We start from the raw sequence: 16644 nt of genomic DNA, 5'->3' as shown, positions 1-16644 counted from the left end.
CCCGTTCTCCAGTGTCGTGCAGCGCCCGCGCTTCGGCGCGCGGCCCGCCCGAAGGCTGGCTAGCGTGAACAGCGCAACCGTTCACCGAACAGGAGAAGGTCGGGTCATGGCCGTACAGCCTGAAGGAACGCCCTGCTGGGCGGACGCGATGTTCAGCGATGTCGAAGGGGCCAAGAGTTTCTACGGGGACGTACTCGGCTGGACGTTCGGCGAGGCGTCCTCGGAGTACGGGAACTACACGCAGGCCTACTCCAACGGCAAGGCGGTCGCCGCCGTCGTGCCGCCGATGCCGGGGCAGGAGGGCCAGTCCGCCTGGTGCCTGTACTTCGCCTCGCCCGACGCCGCCGCCACCGCCGCGAAGATCAAGGACAAGGGCGGCGAAGTGCTGATGGAGCCGATGCAGGTCGGCGAGTTCGGCACCATGACGCTGGCCCGGGACCCCAGCGGGGCCGTCTTCGGCGTCTGGCAGGCGGGTGTCCACGAGGGTTTCGAGTCGATCGGTGAGCCCGGCGCGTACGCCAGGGCCGAGGTCTTCACCCGTGACCCGGAGAAGTCCGACGCGTTCTTCCCGGCCGTCTTCCCCTTCACCGCCCAGCAGGTGCGCGACGACGCCATCGACTTCCGCATCTTCAACCTCGACGGGAAACCGGTCCTCGGCCGGATGAAGATGACGGACGACTTCCCGCCCGAGGTACCGCCGTACGTCAACGTCTACTTCACCGTCGAGAACTGCGACGCGGCGGTGGCGAAGGCGACCGAGCGCGGTGCGGTCCTGCGCTTCGGGCCGATGGACAGCCCGTTCGGCCGGTTCGCCGCGCTGAGCGACCCGCAGGGCGCTCCGTTCTCCGTCATCGACATGAAGACGACCCAGGGCGAGATGCCCGAGATGACGGACGTGTCCTGACGCCTTCCAGGGCACGGGCGACCACACGTCTGGGGGCTTGAGGCCCGCGAGGCTTGAGGCCTGCGAGGTTTGAGGCCCGCGAAGCGTGCGGCCTGCGAAGCGTGCGGCCCGTGACCGTCTCCCCGAGGACGCGGTCGCGGGCCGCCGCTCGGCCCGCGCCCGCCGCCACCCGCAGGCCCGCGGGGTGCGCTGCGCCGGCCCTCTGCGCAGGCCGCATGCTTCGCGGGCCCCTGCGCCCGCCCCCGTGCAGGCCGCCCCCCTGCGCCTGCCTCCCCTGCGCCTGCCTCCCCTGTGCCGGCACCCTGCGCCCGTGCCCCCGCGCCCCTGCGCCCGCGCCCCGTGCGCGGCGCCCTCGCCGGGGCGTGGCATGATCGGGGTCATGCCTGAACGCGTTGTGGCCGCCTGTGACGGGGCTTCGAAGGGAAACCCGGGACCCGCCGGATGGGCCTGGGTCGTCGCCGACGGGGACGAGACCCCGATCCGCTGGGAGGCGGGACCGCTGGGCACGGCGACCAACAACGTCGCCGAACTGACCGCGCTGGAACGCCTGTTGACGGCGATCGCGGCGGATGTGCCGCTGGAGATCCGGATGGACTCCCAGTACGCGATGAAGGCCGTCACCACCTGGCTGCCGGGCTGGAAGCGCAAGGGCTGGAAGACGGCCGCGGGCAAGCCCGTCGCGAACCAGGAACTGGTCGCCCGCATCGACGAACTCCTCACCGGCCGCACGGTGGAGTTCCGCTACGTCCCCGCCCACCAGGTCGACGGCGACCGGCTGAACGACTTCGCCGACCGCGCCGCCAGCCAGGCCGCGATCGTGCAGCAGCCCGCGGGCAGTGACCTCGGGTCTCCGGAGCCGCCGGCGTCGCCCGACACCCCCGCTTCCTCCGGCGCCTCCCGCCGCCGCCCCGCGGCCAAGGCGCCCCGGCAGGGCACGTCGAGCCGCACCATCAAGGCGAAGTTCAACGGCCGTTGTGCGTGCGGCCGTTCCTACGCCGCGGGTGAGCCCATCGCCAAGAACGCCCAGGGCTGGGGTCACCCGGAGTGCCGCACCGAGGAGACGGGCGGCGCCTGACGCTCCGGCGTCCCAGCGCCGTACGCGTCCCCGTGCCGCAGGTGCTCCCACGCCTGCCGGACTGCCGATGACCGGTCGGCTCCCGCTGAGAGGGCCGCCGGTCACGGGAGCGGCCGGGATCAGGCCGTGTCGAACGTGTAGAACGCGGTGTGGTCGAGCAGGTCGGCCGGCCGGGTGTCGTTCCACGGCTTCATCGTCTCGCCGAGGTCGACGACGTCCGGGGTGCCCGCCAGCGGGAGATAGCCGGAGCCGGGGTGACGGCGCTGCCACTCGGACCACAGCTTGTCTATGAAGGCGTGGTGGAGCCAGAACACCGGATCGTTGGGGGAGACGCCGGTGCCCATCTGGCCGCCCACCCAGACGTGCACCCGGTTGTGCAGATTGACGCCCCGCCAGCCTTCGAGGTGATTGCGGAAGCCGTCCGAGGCGCTGTTCCAGGGCGCCATGTCGTACGTCGCCATGGCGAGCACGGACTCCACCTCGGCGCGGGTCGGCAGGTCCCGGACCCCGTCGCCGAGCGATCTGCGCAGGTAAGTCCGGCTGTCGACGCGGACGTTGATCGGCCAGTTGCCCGACGCGGCGGCGAACGGGCCGTCCATCACCCGGCCGTCCAGGCTGCGTCCGGTGCCGCCGAGGAGGTCGGGCGCCCACAGGGACGAGCGCGCCGTGCGGTCGCTGCTCCAGTCCCAGTAGGGCAGTGCCACCGAGGAGTCCACGGACTGCAGGGCCCGCTCGAACTCGAGAAGGAATCTGCGGTGCCAGGGCAGGAACGACGGTGAACGGTGGCCCGTGCGCTCGCCGTTGTCGGTGTCGCCCATGATGAAGGCGTTGTGCGTCGTGACGAAGGCGTCGTACTTTCCACTGCGCTTGAGCTGCAGCAGCGCGGCGACGAATCGCCGCTTCTCGTCGGCGGTCAGGCTCGCCTGGTTCTTGCGTACGGTCATGTGCGGGACTCCACGATCTGCTTGCGGGGTGGTTCAGTTGGCGGCGAAGGGCACGAGCGGCGCCCCCTGCAGCTCCACGACGGCGGCTCGGGCGGCGGCGCGCGGGGTGGGCACGGGGGCGTAGTGGCTGACGACGCTGATCCAGCTGCCGTCGGCGTTGCTCATGACGTGCAGCTCCGTGCCATCGATGAACACGGCGTATCCGGCGCCGTGATGGTGACCGCCCCCGGTGACCGGGCGGCCTTCTATGCGGCGCCCCTGGAAGACCTCGTCGAAGGCTTCAGGGCCGCCGTGGTGATGCTCGGCGGTGGACCGCCGTGGGGTGGGCCCGTTCGGAGACGCGGACGCCGAAGACGCGGCGAGGGTCTGGGCACCGGCGCCCGCGGCGAGCGCGGCGGCGGCCCCGAGGGCACGGCGACGAGTGACCTCCGGCATGCGGAGACCTCCTGTGATCAGCTGGGTTGATGACCCGATATGCCTATCGGATCGTCAAACAGCGGGAGAAATCGCCGAATGTCGGTTGGCCGTGATCCGGACAATCGCGCATATGTCGTGCAAGGTTGAACGAAGATGATCTTGCTGTGCGGGGTACTCGTGGCGCACTCGCGGGCGGAAATCCTCCGGCGGGGGGACCTCGCATGGATGATCTTGCGGTCGCGACCCCGGGCTCGTGGCGCGGCTCACGCCCGCGATCTGGCGTGAACTGTGGGCATGAACTGTGGCATGGTGCCCCCTGCTACTCTTCGTGATCAATTGACCGCATTGTGCAACATAGGGGAGTGCGCGTGAAGATCGCGTGCGTCGGTGGCGGACCCGCAAGCCTGTACTTCTCGATCCTGATGAAGCTCCAGGACCCGTCCCATGACATCACCGTCCATGAGCGGAACCCGGCCGGATCGACGTACGGCTGGGGAGTGACCTACTGGGCGGGCCTGCTCGACAAACTGCGTGAGGGCGACCCGGCGTCCGCGCTCGCCGTCAGTGAGAACTCGGTGAGCTGGAGCGACGGCGTCGCCCATGTCGGCGACCGTACGACCGTGCACCCGGGCGACGAGGGATTCGGCATCGGCCGCCGCCGGATGCTGGAGCTGCTCGCCGAGCGGGCCCGGGCCCTCGGGGTACGCGTCGAGTACGAGAGCGAGATCACGGCCGACCGGCTGCCCGACGCCGACCTCGTCGTCGCCGGGGACGGGGTCAACAGCGCCCTGCGCGAGCGCCACGCGGACCACTTCGGCAGCGAGTTCGACCTCGGGCGCAACTACTACATCTGGCTCGGCACCACCAAGGTCTTCGACTCCTTCACCTTCTCCTTCGTGGAGACGGAGCACGGCTGGATCTGGTGCTACGCGTACCGCTTCAGTGACGACCGGAGCACCCTCGTCATCGAGTGCTCCCCGCGGACCTGGACCGGCCTCGGACTCGACGGCGCGAGCGAGGCCGACGGTCTCGCGCTGCTGGAGAAGCTCTTCGCCGACCTGCTGAACGGGCACGGACTGATCGGCCGGGCGCAGACCGACGGCGCCGCCCAGTGGCTCACCTTCCGCACCCTGACCAACCGGACGTGGCACCGCGGAAACCTCGTCCTGCTCGGCGACGCCGCCCACACCACCCATTACTCGATCGGCGCGGGCACCACCCTCGCCCTGGAGGACGCCATCTCGCTGGCCCGGGCGCTGCGCGAGCACACGGACCTGGAATCCGCGCTCGGTGAGTACGGGCGGGAGCGCAGGGCGGAACTCCTGTCGGTGCAGAGCGCGGCCCGCCACAGCGCGCAGTGGTACGAGAACCTGCCGCGCTACATCCGCCTTCCGCCGGCGCAGATGTTCGCCCTGCTCGGGCAACGGCACTCGCCGCTGCTGCCGTACGTCCCGCCGCAGCTGTACTACCGGATCGACCGCGCGGCCGGGCGGCTGGAGGTGCTGCGCCGCTTCAAGCGCTGGATCGGACCGAAGGTGGCCCGCGGCGTACAGTCCCGCGCCCGGCGCTAGATTCTCCGTCCCGGCCCCCCGAGGCGCCCCCCAGCTACCTCGTGAGAAGCGGACCCCACTTGGGGTGAATGACAATTCACCGCTATGGTGAATTGTCATTCACCCCTTTGTCGCGTCTACTTCTGGAGTGTCGATGTCGGCTCTGCGCGAGCGGCTCGCGATTCCCGTCCTGGCGTTCGGCGGGATCCTCATGGCCGTCATGCAGACGGTGGTCGTCCCGTTGCTGCCCGACCTCCCCCGGCTGACCGGCGCCTCGGCGGGCGCGGTCTCCTGGATGGTGACGGCGACCCTCCTCTCGGGAGCCGTGCTCACCCCCGTTCTGGGCCGCGCCGGTGACATGTACGGCAAGCGGCGCGTGCTGCTCATGGCCCTCGGGATGATGACGGTCGGCTCGCTGATGTGCGCGCTCACCTCGGACATCCGCGTCCTGATCGTGGCGCGCGCCCTGCAGGGCGCGGCGGCCGCCGTGGTCCCGCTGTCGATCAGCATCCTGCGCGACGAACTGCCGCCGGAGCGCACGGGCTCCGCGGTCGCGCTGATGAGCTCCACCGTGGGCATCGGCGCCGCCCTCGGCCTCCCGCTCGCGGCCCTCGTGGTGCAGTACGCCAACTGGCACGTCATGTTCTGGGCGACGACGGCACTCGGTGTCTTCGGGACGGCACTGGCCTGGTGGGCGGTGCGCGAGTCGCCCGTCCGGGAGCCCGGCCGCTTCGACACGGTGGGCGCGCTCGGCCTGGCCGCCGGACTGGCGTGCCTGCTGCTCGCCGTGTCCCAGGGCGGCACCTGGGGCTGGACCAGCCCGAAGATCCTCGGCCTGTTCGCCGCCTGCGCCGCCGTCCTCACGCTGTGGTGGCGACAGCAGCTGCGTACCGAACGCCCCCTCGTCGACCTGAAGCTGGCCGCCCGTCCGCGTGTCGCGCTGCCACACATCGCCGCGCTCCTGACGGGCTTCGCGTTCTACGGCAACTCGCTGGTCACGGCGCAGCTGGTGCAGGCGCCCACGGCCACCGGCTACGGACTCGGCCTGTCGATCGTCGCGACCGGCCTGTGTCTGCTGCCCGGCGGGGTGACCATGCTGCTGCTCTCGCCCGTCTCGGCGCGCATCTCGGCGGCCCGCGGTCCCCGGGTGACGCTGGCCCTCGGTACGGCGATCATCGCCTCCGGCTACGTCCTGCGGATCGCCGACAGCCGCGACCTGTGGATGATCATCCTGGGCGCGACGGTCTGCGCGATCGGCACCACCTTCGCCTACTCCGCCCTGCCCACCCTGATCCTGCGTGCCGTGCCCGCCGGGCAGACCGCGTCCGCGAACGGCGTCAACGTCCTGATGCGCACCATCGGTCAGGCCGTGTGCAGTGCCGCCGTGGCCGCCGTGCTGGTGCACCACACGAGCCTGGTCGCGGGAGCCCCGGTGCCGACGCTGCACGGCTATCTGCTGGCCTTCGCGATGGCGGGTACCGTCGCACTGGTGGCATGCGCCGCCGCACTGTCGATACCCACCGACCCCGCCTCCCGCGAGACCCCGCGCACCCGCCGCCCCACCGGCGCACCCCGCGACGAGGCCCTCGAAGGAGCTTGAGCACCGTGACCACCCCGCACTCCGGTCTCACGGCGTCCCCGACCGTCCCGGGGCCAGGTGAGCAGCCGCCCGCCGCCACTCCACCGCACCGGGAGGGGGAGGCCGCACCCGCAACCCCCGCGACGCCTGCCGCGCCCCGGCGCGACGCCGAGGCGAGCAAGGCGGCGATCCTGCGCGCGGCCCGATATCTGCTGGCCCGGCACGCCCACGCGGACATCACGCTCAAGGCGGTCGCCGACCGGGCGGGGGTGAGCCCGCCGCTGATCCTCAAGTACTTCGGCAACAAGGACGCGCTGTTCGCCCGCGTCATGTCCTTCGAGTCCGACGCCGACGCCCTGCTGGACGCCCCGCTGGAGGAGCTCGGCCGGCACATGGTCCGCCATCTCCTCGAAGGCCAGACCCAGCGCGGCGCCGACCCCGTCCTGCGGATCGTCTTCGCCCCGCTGCAGGGGGAACAGGGCGAGATACTGCGCGCCAACTTCCGCGCCCAGGTGAGCGACCGTCTCGCCCGGCGGCTGAGCGGAGAGGACGCGGGCCTGCGCGCCGAACTCGCCGTGAGCACGCTGCTCGGCCTCGGCGTGATGTACGGCATCGCCCGGGGCTCGCACCTGCGCGCCACGACGGTCGACGACATCGTCGACCGGTACGCGCCGGCGGTGCAGGCCCAGCTCGCGCCGTGAGCCGGTCGGCCCCAGGGCGATCGGCCGCGCCGGTCAGTTCACCCCGTCGGGGCGGAACTGGATGCTGATCCGGGGTCCCGCCGCCCGTGCCGTCTTGGGGATCGCGTGCTCCCAGGTGCGCTGGCAGGAGCCGCCCATCACGATGAGGTCGCCGTGGCCCAGCGGGCGCCGCACGGTGTCCCCGCCACCGCGAGGCCGCAGCAGGAGATCGCGCGGGGCGCCCACGGACACGATGGCGACCATCGTGTCCTCGCGGGCGCCCCGGCCGATCCTGTCCCCGTGCCAGGCCACGCTGTCGCGGCCGTCCCGGTAGTAGCAGAGCCCGGCCGTGGTGAACGGCTCGCCCAGCTCCTCGGCGTACCGCACGGACAGCGCGTCCCGGGCCTCTTCGAGGATCGGATGCGGCAGCGGGTCGTCCGCGCGGAAATAGGCGAGCAGCCGGGGTACGTCCACCACGTGCTCGTACATCTGACGCCGTTCGGCCCGCCACGGCACCTCGGCGGCGAGGCGGGCGAAGAGCTCGTCCGCCCCGCTCAGCCAGCCGGGCAGCAGGTCGATCCAGGCTCCGTCGCCCAGCGCGGTGCGGTGCAGTCCGTTCAGCGGACCGAGTCGGAGCTCGTCGGTCTGGTCGAAGAGCGAGCCCTGGAGGTGCATGGCCATACGGCCAGCCTACCCCCGTAATCGAATACATGTTCCATCAAGCGGGTGTGTCCTGGTCACCAGGGGATGGGGCCCGCCGCGTCGAAGTAGCCGCCGGTCGGTCCGTCCGGGCCGATCCGCGCCATGCGCACGATGATCTCGGCACCCTCCTCCACGGTCTGCGTCCCGGTGTTGCCGTTCAGGTCGGTGGCGGTGTAGCCCGGCTCCACCGCGTTGACGCGGATGCCGGGGAACGCCTTCGCGTACTGCACGGTGATCATGTTGACGGTGGTCTTGGACGCCGGATAGGCGACGCCCGGGTAGGCGTGGGTCGGGCTCGCGGGGTCGGTGATCCGGGTCAGCGAGGCCAGGCCGCTGCTGAGGTTCACCACGACCGGGGCGGCCGACCGCTGGAGCAGCGGCAGGAAGGCGTGGGTGACCCGGACGAGACCGAAGACGTTCGTCTCGAACAGCTCGCGCATCATCCCGGCGGTCACCTCCGCCGCACCGATCACGCTGTTTCCCTCCCCGCGCCCCTCGATTCCGGCGTTGTTGACCAGGACGTCCAGGCCTCCCTCCGCCTCGATGGTCTTCGCCGCGGCGGCGACGGACGCGTCGTCGGTGACGTCGATGACGACGGCTCGTGCTCCGAGTTCCTCGGCCGCGCGCCGCCCGCGTTCCGGGTCCCGGCTGCCCACGTAGACGGTGTGGCCTGCCGCGACGAGCCGGCGGGCGGTCTCGAAGCCGAGGCCCTTGTTCGCTCCGGTGATGAGTGTTGTGGTCATGCGTCCAGACTCCGGCAGCGCCGCGCGGACAGCCAGGAGTCCGGTCTTCCTGGGACTGCCGGTACCAGGCGGGTCCGCGCGCGGAGGTGCACAGTTGGTGGCATGGCGAACACGGAGTTCGGGCGGACGGTGCGACGCTGGCGCGACCGGGTCACACCGGAGGCCGCCGGGCTGCCCGGCGGCGGGAACCGGCGTGCCGCCGGACTGCGCCGTGAGGAGCTGGCCCTGCTCGCCGGTATCTCGGTCGACTACATCACCCGCCTCGAACAGGGCCGGGCGGCCCATCCCTCGGAGCAGGTCGTCGAGGCACTGGGCCGGGCACTGCGGCTGTCCGGGGCCGAACGCGAGCACCTCTTCCAGGTGGCCGGGCTGGTGCCGCCGGGCCGGGGCATGGTGCCCGCCCACATCACCCCGGGCGTCCACCGGCTGCTCGACCGGCTGAACGGGACGCCCGTGGCGGTGTACGACGCCGCGTGGACCCTGCTGCTGGCCAACCCGCTGTACGCGGCCCTACTGGGGGATCCCTCCGGGTGGCGCGGCAACGAACGCAACGGCGTCTGGCGCAATTTCGTCGGCCCCGCCGGCCGGGTGCGGCACACACCCCGGGAGCGGCGTGCCTTCGAGGCGACGCTCGCCGCCGACCTGCGCGCGACCGCGAGCCGGTACCCGACGGACCGGCGCCTGACGCAGCTCATCGACGACCTGTGCGCGAACAGCGTGCGCTTCGCGGAACTGTGGGAGTCCGGAGCCGTCGCCCGCCACGACGCCTCCCGCAAGACCATCGACCATCCCCAGGTCGGCGCCGTGACCCTGGACTGCGACGTGCTCAGCGTCGCGGGCAGCGACCTGCGGATCATGGTCTACACGGCCGAGCCCGGCACGGAGGACGCCGAACGCGTCGCCCTCCTCGGCGTTCTCGGCACCCAGGCCCTGGGGTCCGTCTGACCATTCCCGCCGGGCCCGCGGCGCCTGGCCGCACCTCGCCGCATTGTCGGGCGGCACGCCCGAATACGCCCGGTACGAGGGTGACCCTCCGCCTTGCGATGCACGGCACCGGACGCCCCGGCCCGATCCGACGTGAATGGTCGGACAGGCCCTGGTGGAGTGATGTCGTCTACAACACCAGCCGGTCGGCGAGCACTTCGCGGATCACGTGCTCGGCGTTGCCCGCGATCACCGGGTTCGTGCCGCGGTAGTACGGGAGTTGGATCAGCGCCATGGACAGGGCCCAGCCACGGCCGCGCGCCCAGCCGGCGTCGTCGGCACCCGTCGTGTCCCGGAAGACGGACCTCGCCGCGGCCGGCAGGAGGTTCCAGGCCGGGATGAAGTCGCAGGCCGGATCGCCGGTGCCCAGGGTGCCGAAGTCGAGGACGGCCGCGAGGCGGCCTCCGCGGACCAGGAGGTTCATCGGCATCAGATCGGAGTGGAGCCACCGCGGCGGGCCCGTCCACGGCGGCGCCGCGAGCGCTTCCTCCCAGGCCGCCGTCGCGGCCCCCGTGTCGATCACGTCGCGCAGGTCGGTGATCGCCGCTCGCGTCTCGGCGTCCGCCGTGGCCAGCGGTGTGCCGCGGTAGGCGGTCGGCCCGCCGGGCAGGTCGATCCCGCGCAGGGCGGCGACGAACGAGCCGAGGTCGGCGGCCAGCGTCCGCGCGTCGGTGAGGGCGCCGGGCGCCGGAAGGTCGCCGTCGAGCCAGCGCAGTACGGCCCAGTACCACGGATAATCCGCCGCGGGGGTGCCTAGGCCGAGGATCTCGGGGACCGGGAACGGGAGCATCGGGGCGAGCCGCGGCAGCCACGCGTGCTCCTTGACCATGTCGTCGGCGCCGTCCGCGATACGCGGGAGACGGACGGCCAAGTCGTCGCCGAGACGGTAGACGGCATTGACGGTTCCGGCCGACTCTACGCGCTTCAGGGGCAGTTCGGCCCACTGCGGGAACTGCTCGGCCAGCAGGCGTCGTACGAGCGCCCCACCGATCCGTGCCTCGCCGACGTGCATCGGGGCTGCTGACACGCGGCCTGCTTTCCGTGGGGAGAAGGTGGACTTGCGCCATCCTGCGTCCCGTTCGGGCCGCGTCGCAACGCGTTTCCGGCGGCCAGGCAACCTCGCGGACGCGATCGTCGTCTTGATCGGCAACGGGCGGGTGGCGCGTCGTCCTCCATGAAGCAGAAATTCACGGATGGAAATCGGACGCACTATACCTCTTGCGTATACATGCCGTGTATACATCGGGTGTATAGCGGAGTCGGTGTACGTCAACGCCTTGAAAGACCCAGCTACAGCATCACCACCACGTCTTGACCAAATGTGGACGGACGGTGGCAGACGGAAAGGCATTCATGTACGGCAAGGCCTTCGCCCCGGAGTACCAGGGCGCTTTGACCACCCTGTCGGTGAACTCCTCGCTGACCGACGTTCTCGCGGCGGGCACCGAGCAGCTGCGCGCCGCCGAACGCACCGGCGCGCATGCCGAGGCCGCCCGGTCGGGCCTCGCGGTCGCCGAGGCGCACCGCCGGCTCGGGCAGGTGGCGGACGCCGACCGGGCGTGGAAGGCGAGTTACCGCACCGCCCGGGAGGCCGGTGACGCCGCCGCGATGGCATGGGCGCTGTGGAGCGGCGGCACGCTGGCCCGCCAGCGAGGAGCGTTCCCGCTGGCATGGCGGTTGCTGCGGCTCGCCGCCGAACTCGGCGGACAGGCGGGGGATGTCGTCGTGCGCGGCTACTCGCTGGCCGGTATGGCGGAGACCGGCCGCATCCAGGGCGACTACGCGGCCGTGACCGCCCTGCACGAGCAACTGCTGGCCGAGGCCCGCAAGCGCGGCGAGGCCCGGCACACGGTGTGGGCCCTGGAGGGAATCGCCCAGATCCACCGCAACACCGGCTCGTACGAGCGTGCTTACGCCATGTTCGAGGAGGCGGCAGGGATAGCCGCCCGGGCCGAGGACCGGCGTGGCCACGCCTGGGCGCTGCGAGGCCTCGCGGACATCGTCTCCGTGCGCGACGGGGACGCGGACCGCGCGCTGGAGCTGCTGAGCGAGGCGGAGGTGTCCTGCCGCGCGATGAAGCTGTCCGGCGCGCTGGCCTACAACCACAAGATGCGCGGCAACGTCCTCTACCGCGCCGGGCGTTACGAGCAGGCCCGCGATGTGTATGCGGGGGCCCTCGCCGAGTTCGAGGCGATGAGCGAGCCGCGCGGACGGGCCCTGTCCCGGCTCGGACTGGTCAAGTCCCTCGCCCGCCTCGGCCGCGACAGCGCCGAAACCGCCGCCGAACTCGACGAGTTGGCGACGGTGCTGGAGGGCATCGGGCTGCGGCACGCCCGGCAGATGGTCGAACGGGCACGCACGGAACTGGGGTTGACGCCCGAGACCGGCGAGAGGGAGGCCGCGTGATGACCTCGACCGCCCTGCACCGCTCGAAGGTCCCGGCAGCCCCGGCCAATTCGACAGCCACGGCCGTCCAGCCGCCCACCGCCCCACAGGTGCTGCGTCGCTGCCGTGAACTCGCTGCCCCCGCCCTGTCGGAGGCGATCGACACGCTGCACCCCTGGGTCGCCGAGATGGCCGGCTACGCGCTCGGCCGCTGCGAGGTCGGCGGCGCCCCCGCCGACCATGGCCAGGGCAAGGGCGTACGACAGGCGCTGGCCGTCCTCGGGGCGGAGGCCGTCTCGGGCCCGGCCGGGGCGGGGGTGCCGGGGGCCGTCGCGGTGGAGCTCGTCCACGTCTTCTCGCTGCTCCACGACGACATCATGGACGGTGACGCGCTGCGCCGGGGGCGCCCCGCCGTGTGGAAGGCGTACGGCACCGGTCCCGCCGTCCTCGCGGGCGACGCGTTGTTCGCGCTGGCCGTGGAGACCGTGGCGACGACTCCCCAAGCCGGTCTGGCCGTACGGCAGTTGACCGCGGCTCTCGGTGACCTGGTGCGCGGCCAGGCCGACGACCTGCTGTTCGCAGACCGGCCCTGGACCGGACCCGGGGCGGTGAGTGCGGGGGAGTACGAGACGATGGCCGAGCGCAAGACCGGTGCGCTGCTCGGCTGCGCGCTGGCGCTCGGCGCCCGGCTGGCGGGAGCGCCGGACCGGACCGTGACCGTGCTGGACCGCGCCGGACGGCATCTCGGTGTCGCCTTCCAGATCGCCGACGACGTACTCGGCATCTGGGGTGATCCGTCGGTCACCGGCAAGCCGGTCCACGGTGACCTGCGGCAGGGGAAGAAGACCCTGCCGGTCCTCGCCGCGCTCAACGCGCCGGGGTGCGCCGATCTCGCCGAACTCCTCGCGGCCTCACGCTCTTTGGACGGCGCGGGTGTCCGCCGCGCCGCGGCCCTCGTCGAGCGGGCCGGCGGCCGCACGGCGGCCTTGCGCGAGGCGCGCCGCCGGCTGGCCGCGGCGGACACGCTCCTGGCGGGCGTGCCCCTCGCCCCGGGGCCCGCGGCGGAACTGCGCACGCTGCTGTCCGCCCTCGCCGACCGCACGATCTGACACCTCCGCACGGTGCGACATGGGTCACATACGCGCGTCAATCGGCCTCGCCAGGCAACCGCCTCATTCCCCCTCACATCTGTCCGGTCGGTGCACTGTTGGTCACTCATTGATCACCGAGAAGCAAACATTTGTAAAGAGATGCCCCTAAAAGCAAGAAAAGGGATCTTTCTTCTTTACATGTACATGAGAAATCGGTGAGGGTGGCGAATCGGGGCCCGACAGCCCCCGCGGCGCCCAACAGCGCTGCGCCGTAAGGCGGTTGGCGAACCCGGCCGCCTCCGTGCAAAGGAACTCAGTGCGTAGACCCCACATACGCCGCGTGGCCATCGCCGTTGCGGTGACGACGGCCGCCACACTTCCGGGTCCCGCCTTGGCGGTGGCCTCCGACGAGCCCGCGCGCGCGGCGACTTCGGTCTCCTCGCCGGTGGCCGCCGCCAGGGCGGCGGCGTTCGCGCACGCCTCGGCCACCGGTGTCACCCAGGGCGACACCCTCCAGGTCAAGGACGTGATGACGGACCCGGACGGAAAGCAGCACGTCCGCTTCGTCCGTACGCACCGGGGCCTGCCGGTCCTCGGCGGCGACATGGTCGTCCACCTGGGCAAGCGGAGGGAGTACCTGGGTGTGACCCGGGCCGCGGACCACGTGGTGAAGCCGTCCACCGTCGAGGCGAAGCTGACCCCCGAGCAGGCGGAGCAGAAGGCCGAGGCCGTCGCGAAGGGTGACGCGGGCAGCGCCCGACTCGTCGTGGACGCCCGCGACGGCGCCGCCGCCCTCGCCTACCAGGTGCTCGTCATGGACAGCGACACCACGGAGGCCGGCGGGTCCAGCACGGTCGTCGTGGACGCCCACACCGGCCGGATCCGCAGCAACACCCCGAACACCGACGAGTTCATATCGCCGTCCCTGGCGGACACGCTGCGCAAGCGGGGCGAGAGCGCGACCCCGCGGATCGGTACGGCCGCCGGGCTGTCCGGTCTCACGAGCGCGGCCGCGGCCGGCCACTACCCGGTCAAGGCCACCGGCAGCGGGGCCTCCCTCTTCGCCGGCAAGGTGGCGCTGACCACCACCCGGACCGCGCGGACCAGCTATCTCCTCAAGGACCCGACCCGGTGGAACACCGAGACCCGGGACGCCAAGGGCCAGGAGCTGGAGTCCTTCGCGCGGGGCAGGACGTTCACCGACGGCGACAACAAGTGGGGCACCGGCACCACGGCCGCCCGGACCACCGCCGCGGTCGACGCCCAGTACGGCATCACCCAGACCCTGGACTTCTACAAGAAGGCCTTCGGCCGCAAGGGCATCAAGAACAACAGCGCCGGCGCCCGGGGAATGGTCCACTTCGGCAACAAGGTCGGCAACGCCTTCTGGGACTCGACGTGCGGCTGCATGCTGTACGGCGACGGCGACGGCGATCTGTTCAAGAAGCCGCTGGTCGTCCTCGATGTCACCGGTCACGAGCTGACCCATGGCGTCGTCGACGCGACGGCCGCCCTCGAACCCACCCGCGTGGACGAGGACGGCAACCAGTACGGCGAGCCGGGCGCCCTCAACGAGTCGCTCGCCGACATCTTCGGCTCGAATGTCGAGTTCTCGGCGAACAACCCGAAGAACCCGCCGAACTACCTGGTGGGGGAGAAGCTGGGCCTCGCCCAGAAGTTCCTGCGCCGCCTCGACCACCCGTCCCTCGACCGGCTCGAGGAGACGATCGACTACTGGTCGCCCGCCGCGTACGACACCGAGGTGCACGCCGGCTCCGGTGTCTCCTCGCACGCGTACTACCTGCTCGCCGAGGGCAGCGGCCGCAAGACGATCGGCGGCGTGACGTACGACTCGCCGACGTACGACGGTTCGCAGGTGACCGGGATCGGCCGCACCAAGGCCACCGCCATCTTCTACCGGGCGCTCACCCGTTACATGGTCTCCACGACCGACTTCCATGACGCGCGCACGGCCACGCTCAAGGCCGCCGCCGACATGTACGGGGCGGGCAGCACCGAGTACAAGGCGGTGGACACGGCCTGGGCCGCCGTCGACGTCACGGTCGCCAACACCCCGGCCGCGGAGCACTGACGGACAACGCCGACGAACGACCGAAGGGTGCCCCGCCGTCCGGCGGGGCACCCTTCGCGGTCCCCGGATCAGTGCTGCTGCGCCTTCTGCGGTGTCGCCTCACTGGGACGTACGACGACGTAGCCCTCACCCTCCAGCTTCAGCTGCACGGCCTCGCCCGAGCCGCCTCGGATCATCGAGCCGATCGACTGCGAGCGGTGCAGCGAGGTGCGCAGATGCGCCGTCCAGCCGACGACCGCGTCGGTGTCGACGAACACCGGCTGCTGCTGGGAGACGGGTATGACCAGCGGGTTGCCCTCGCAGATCAGACCCAGGCTGCCGTGACCGGTGAAGACGCTGTTGAACAGACCGCCGCCGGTGATGCCCGCGCCCTTCACGGTCTTTATCTCGTACGACAACGAGGCGTCGAAGCACAGGACGTTGCGGCCGTTGACCGTGAACACATCGCCGGGTTCGATGCCCACGATGAAACAGTTCTGTGCCTCGTGGGCGAACCAGGCCTCGCCCTGCCCGCGGACGGTCATCAGCGGAAGTCCCTCACCGGTGACGGCCCGCTTGAGCATCCCGCCCACGCCCTGGCCCTTGCGCTCGAACTGGAGACTGCCCCGGTAGGCGACCATCGCGCCCTGACGCGCGAACATCTCGCCCTGGACGGCGTACTTGATGGACTTGGCGTTCTGGACGGTCATGCCCGCCGCGACCGCGGGCTGCACCATGTGGTCACTGGAAAAGAGATCACTCTGCATGCGGGCATCCTGTCGCGGAGGGTGGGGCTCCGCCAGAGGCGTGGCGATCTTGCGACACGCGGTGACGGAGGTGCGACATGCCGAAGGCCGGCCCGGGTCAACCGGACCGGCCTGCAAGGACGTTGTCAGGCGGCTTCGGACGCGCCGACATGGCTGTGCAGCTGGTTCACGACCTCGGCGATCTGAGCGGCGACCTCGGCGTCGTCGACGGGGTGGGTCTCCGCGAAGCGGACCACGGAGCCGGGGACGGAGAGCTTGACGTCCTCCAGCACGGTGCCGCCGGCGATGCCCACGGCCTTGCGGGTCTCGTCCTGCGCCCAGACGCCGCCGAACTGGCCGTACGCGGTGCCGACCACGACGACCGGCTTGCCGCTGAAGGCGCCGGCGCCGAACGGACGGGACAGCCAGTCGATGGCGTTCTTGAGGACGGCCGGGATGGTCCCGTTGTACTCCGGCGAGAAGAGCAGGAAGGCGTCGGCGCCGTTGGCCGCGGCGCGCAGCCGGGCGGCGGGGGCGGGCACGCTGCCCTCGACGTCGATGTCCTCGTTGTAGAAGGGGATCTCGGCGAGGCCCTCGAAGAGCTCGACCTCGGCACCCTCCGGGGCGAGCTTGACGGCCGCCTCGGCGAGCTGACGGTTGTGGGAACCGGCGCGCAGGCTGCCGACGAGCGCGAGGATGCGTACGGACATGGATATCTCCCGAAACTGGAAACGCTGAAACACTGCGGCAACAAAACGGACCGAGGTCCGCTT

The 16644-nt window shown here is 71.4% G+C and carries 16 protein-coding genes; 9 read left to right on the top strand and 7 right to left on the bottom strand.

The genetic code is table 11. From position 1 onward, the window contains the following. The first annotated feature begins 106 nt into the window (after nt 1-106). Complete coding sequence (locus tag ACZ4N5_RS37685) at nt 107-904, top strand: VOC family protein (RefSeq protein WP_467761517.1); 798 nt, start codon at nt 107-109, stop codon at nt 902-904. A gap of 367 nt (nt 905-1271) precedes the next feature. Further along, nucleotides 1272-1979: a ribonuclease H family protein gene (locus ACZ4N5_RS37680; protein ID WP_467761516.1), complete on the top strand. Its 708-nt coding sequence runs from the start codon at nt 1272-1274 to the stop codon at nt 1977-1979. A 119-nt stretch (nt 1980-2098) separates the two neighbouring features. Here ACZ4N5_RS37680 and melC2 read toward each other — a convergent pair whose 3' ends face one another. After that, entirely contained in the window at nt 2099-2923 is an 825-nt protein-coding gene (gene melC2 / locus ACZ4N5_RS37675) for a tyrosinase MelC2 (RefSeq protein ID WP_467761515.1), read from the bottom strand. A 33-nt stretch (nt 2924-2956) separates the two neighbouring features. Next, nucleotides 2957-3358, bottom strand: coding sequence for an apotyrosinase chaperone MelC1 (gene melC1 / locus ACZ4N5_RS37670; protein ID WP_467761514.1), 402 nt, complete (start codon nt 3356-3358; stop codon nt 2957-2959). 350 nt (nt 3359-3708) lie between these two features. Between melC1 and ACZ4N5_RS37665 the strand changes: the two genes are divergently transcribed. The 3 genes from ACZ4N5_RS37665 to ACZ4N5_RS37655 all read left to right on the top strand — a co-directional run bounded on the left by ACZ4N5_RS37665 (nt 3709) and on the right by ACZ4N5_RS37655 (nt 7170). Further along, a complete protein-coding gene (locus ACZ4N5_RS37665; protein ID WP_467761513.1) occupies nt 3709-4911 on the top strand; it encodes an FAD-dependent monooxygenase in 1203 nt (400 codons plus the stop codon). A gap of 133 nt (nt 4912-5044) precedes the next feature. Continuing rightward, on the top strand, nt 5045-6490 hold the full coding sequence (locus ACZ4N5_RS37660) for an MFS transporter (RefSeq protein WP_467761512.1): 1446 nt from the start codon (nt 5045-5047) through the stop codon (nt 6488-6490). A gap of 167 nt (nt 6491-6657) precedes the next feature. Then, nucleotides 6658-7170 carry a TetR/AcrR family transcriptional regulator gene (locus tag ACZ4N5_RS37655; protein ID WP_467761562.1) on the top strand — a complete coding sequence of 171 codons (513 nt, stop codon included), beginning with the start codon at nt 6658-6660 and terminating at the stop codon, nt 7168-7170. A 33-nt stretch (nt 7171-7203) separates the two neighbouring features. Here ACZ4N5_RS37655 and ACZ4N5_RS37650 read toward each other — a convergent pair whose 3' ends face one another. Together ACZ4N5_RS37650 and ACZ4N5_RS37645 are read right to left on the bottom strand one after the other, a co-directional pair. Then, the gene (locus ACZ4N5_RS37650; protein WP_467761511.1) at nt 7204-7830 is read right to left on the bottom strand and encodes an alpha-ketoglutarate-dependent dioxygenase AlkB; all 627 of its coding nucleotides are present in this window, start codon (nt 7828-7830) and stop codon (nt 7204-7206) included. A gap of 56 nt (nt 7831-7886) precedes the next feature. Beyond that, nucleotides 7887-8594 (bottom strand): SDR family NAD(P)-dependent oxidoreductase, encoded by a 708-nt coding sequence (locus ACZ4N5_RS37645; RefSeq protein WP_467761510.1) that lies wholly within the window; start codon nt 8592-8594, stop codon nt 7887-7889. Nucleotides 8595-8696: 102 nt separating this feature from the next. On the opposite strand from ACZ4N5_RS37645, the gene ACZ4N5_RS37640 reads away from it, so the two are divergent. Then, on the top strand, nt 8697-9539 hold the full coding sequence (locus ACZ4N5_RS37640) for a helix-turn-helix transcriptional regulator (protein WP_467761509.1): 843 nt from the start codon (nt 8697-8699) through the stop codon (nt 9537-9539). Nucleotides 9540-9708: 169 nt separating this feature from the next. On the opposite strand, the gene ACZ4N5_RS37635 is transcribed toward ACZ4N5_RS37640, so the two are convergent. Next, nucleotides 9709-10605: an aminoglycoside phosphotransferase family protein gene (locus tag ACZ4N5_RS37635; RefSeq protein ID WP_467761508.1), complete on the bottom strand. Its 897-nt coding sequence runs from the start codon at nt 10603-10605 to the stop codon at nt 9709-9711. A gap of 326 nt (nt 10606-10931) precedes the next feature. Here ACZ4N5_RS37635 and ACZ4N5_RS37630 point away from each other — a divergent pair, with 326 nt between their 5' ends. From ACZ4N5_RS37630 to ACZ4N5_RS37620, 3 genes are all read left to right on the top strand, one after another. Next, nucleotides 10932-11984, top strand: a complete 1053-nt coding sequence (locus tag ACZ4N5_RS37630) for a tetratricopeptide repeat protein (protein WP_467761561.1) — start codon at nt 10932-10934, stop codon at nt 11982-11984. Continuing rightward, a complete protein-coding gene (locus tag ACZ4N5_RS37625; protein ID WP_467761507.1) occupies nt 11984-13072 on the top strand; it encodes a polyprenyl synthetase family protein in 1089 nt (362 codons plus the stop codon). Before ACZ4N5_RS37630 ends, ACZ4N5_RS37625 begins: the two co-directional genes overlap by 1 nt. A 298-nt stretch (nt 13073-13370) precedes the next feature. Continuing rightward, the gene (locus ACZ4N5_RS37620) at nt 13371-15146 is read left to right on the top strand and encodes a M4 family metallopeptidase (protein ID WP_467761506.1); all 1776 of its coding nucleotides are present in this window, start codon (nt 13371-13373) and stop codon (nt 15144-15146) included. Between the two features lie 68 nt (nt 15147-15214). Here ACZ4N5_RS37620 and ACZ4N5_RS37615 read toward each other — a convergent pair whose 3' ends face one another. Continuing rightward, nucleotides 15215-15892: an AIM24 family protein gene (locus ACZ4N5_RS37615; protein ID WP_467761505.1), complete on the bottom strand. Its 678-nt coding sequence runs from the start codon at nt 15890-15892 to the stop codon at nt 15215-15217. 125 nt (nt 15893-16017) lie between these two features. Beyond that, the gene (locus ACZ4N5_RS37610; RefSeq protein ID WP_467761504.1) at nt 16018-16581 is read right to left on the bottom strand and encodes an NAD(P)H-dependent oxidoreductase; all 564 of its coding nucleotides are present in this window, start codon (nt 16579-16581) and stop codon (nt 16018-16020) included. Nucleotides 16582-16644: the final 63 nt, after the last annotated feature.

The organism is Streptomyces sp. NPDC026500 (genome assembly GCF_055567635.1).
Note: the sequence above shows the minus strand (reverse complement) of the source record. Positions and strands in the feature narration are given on the sequence as shown.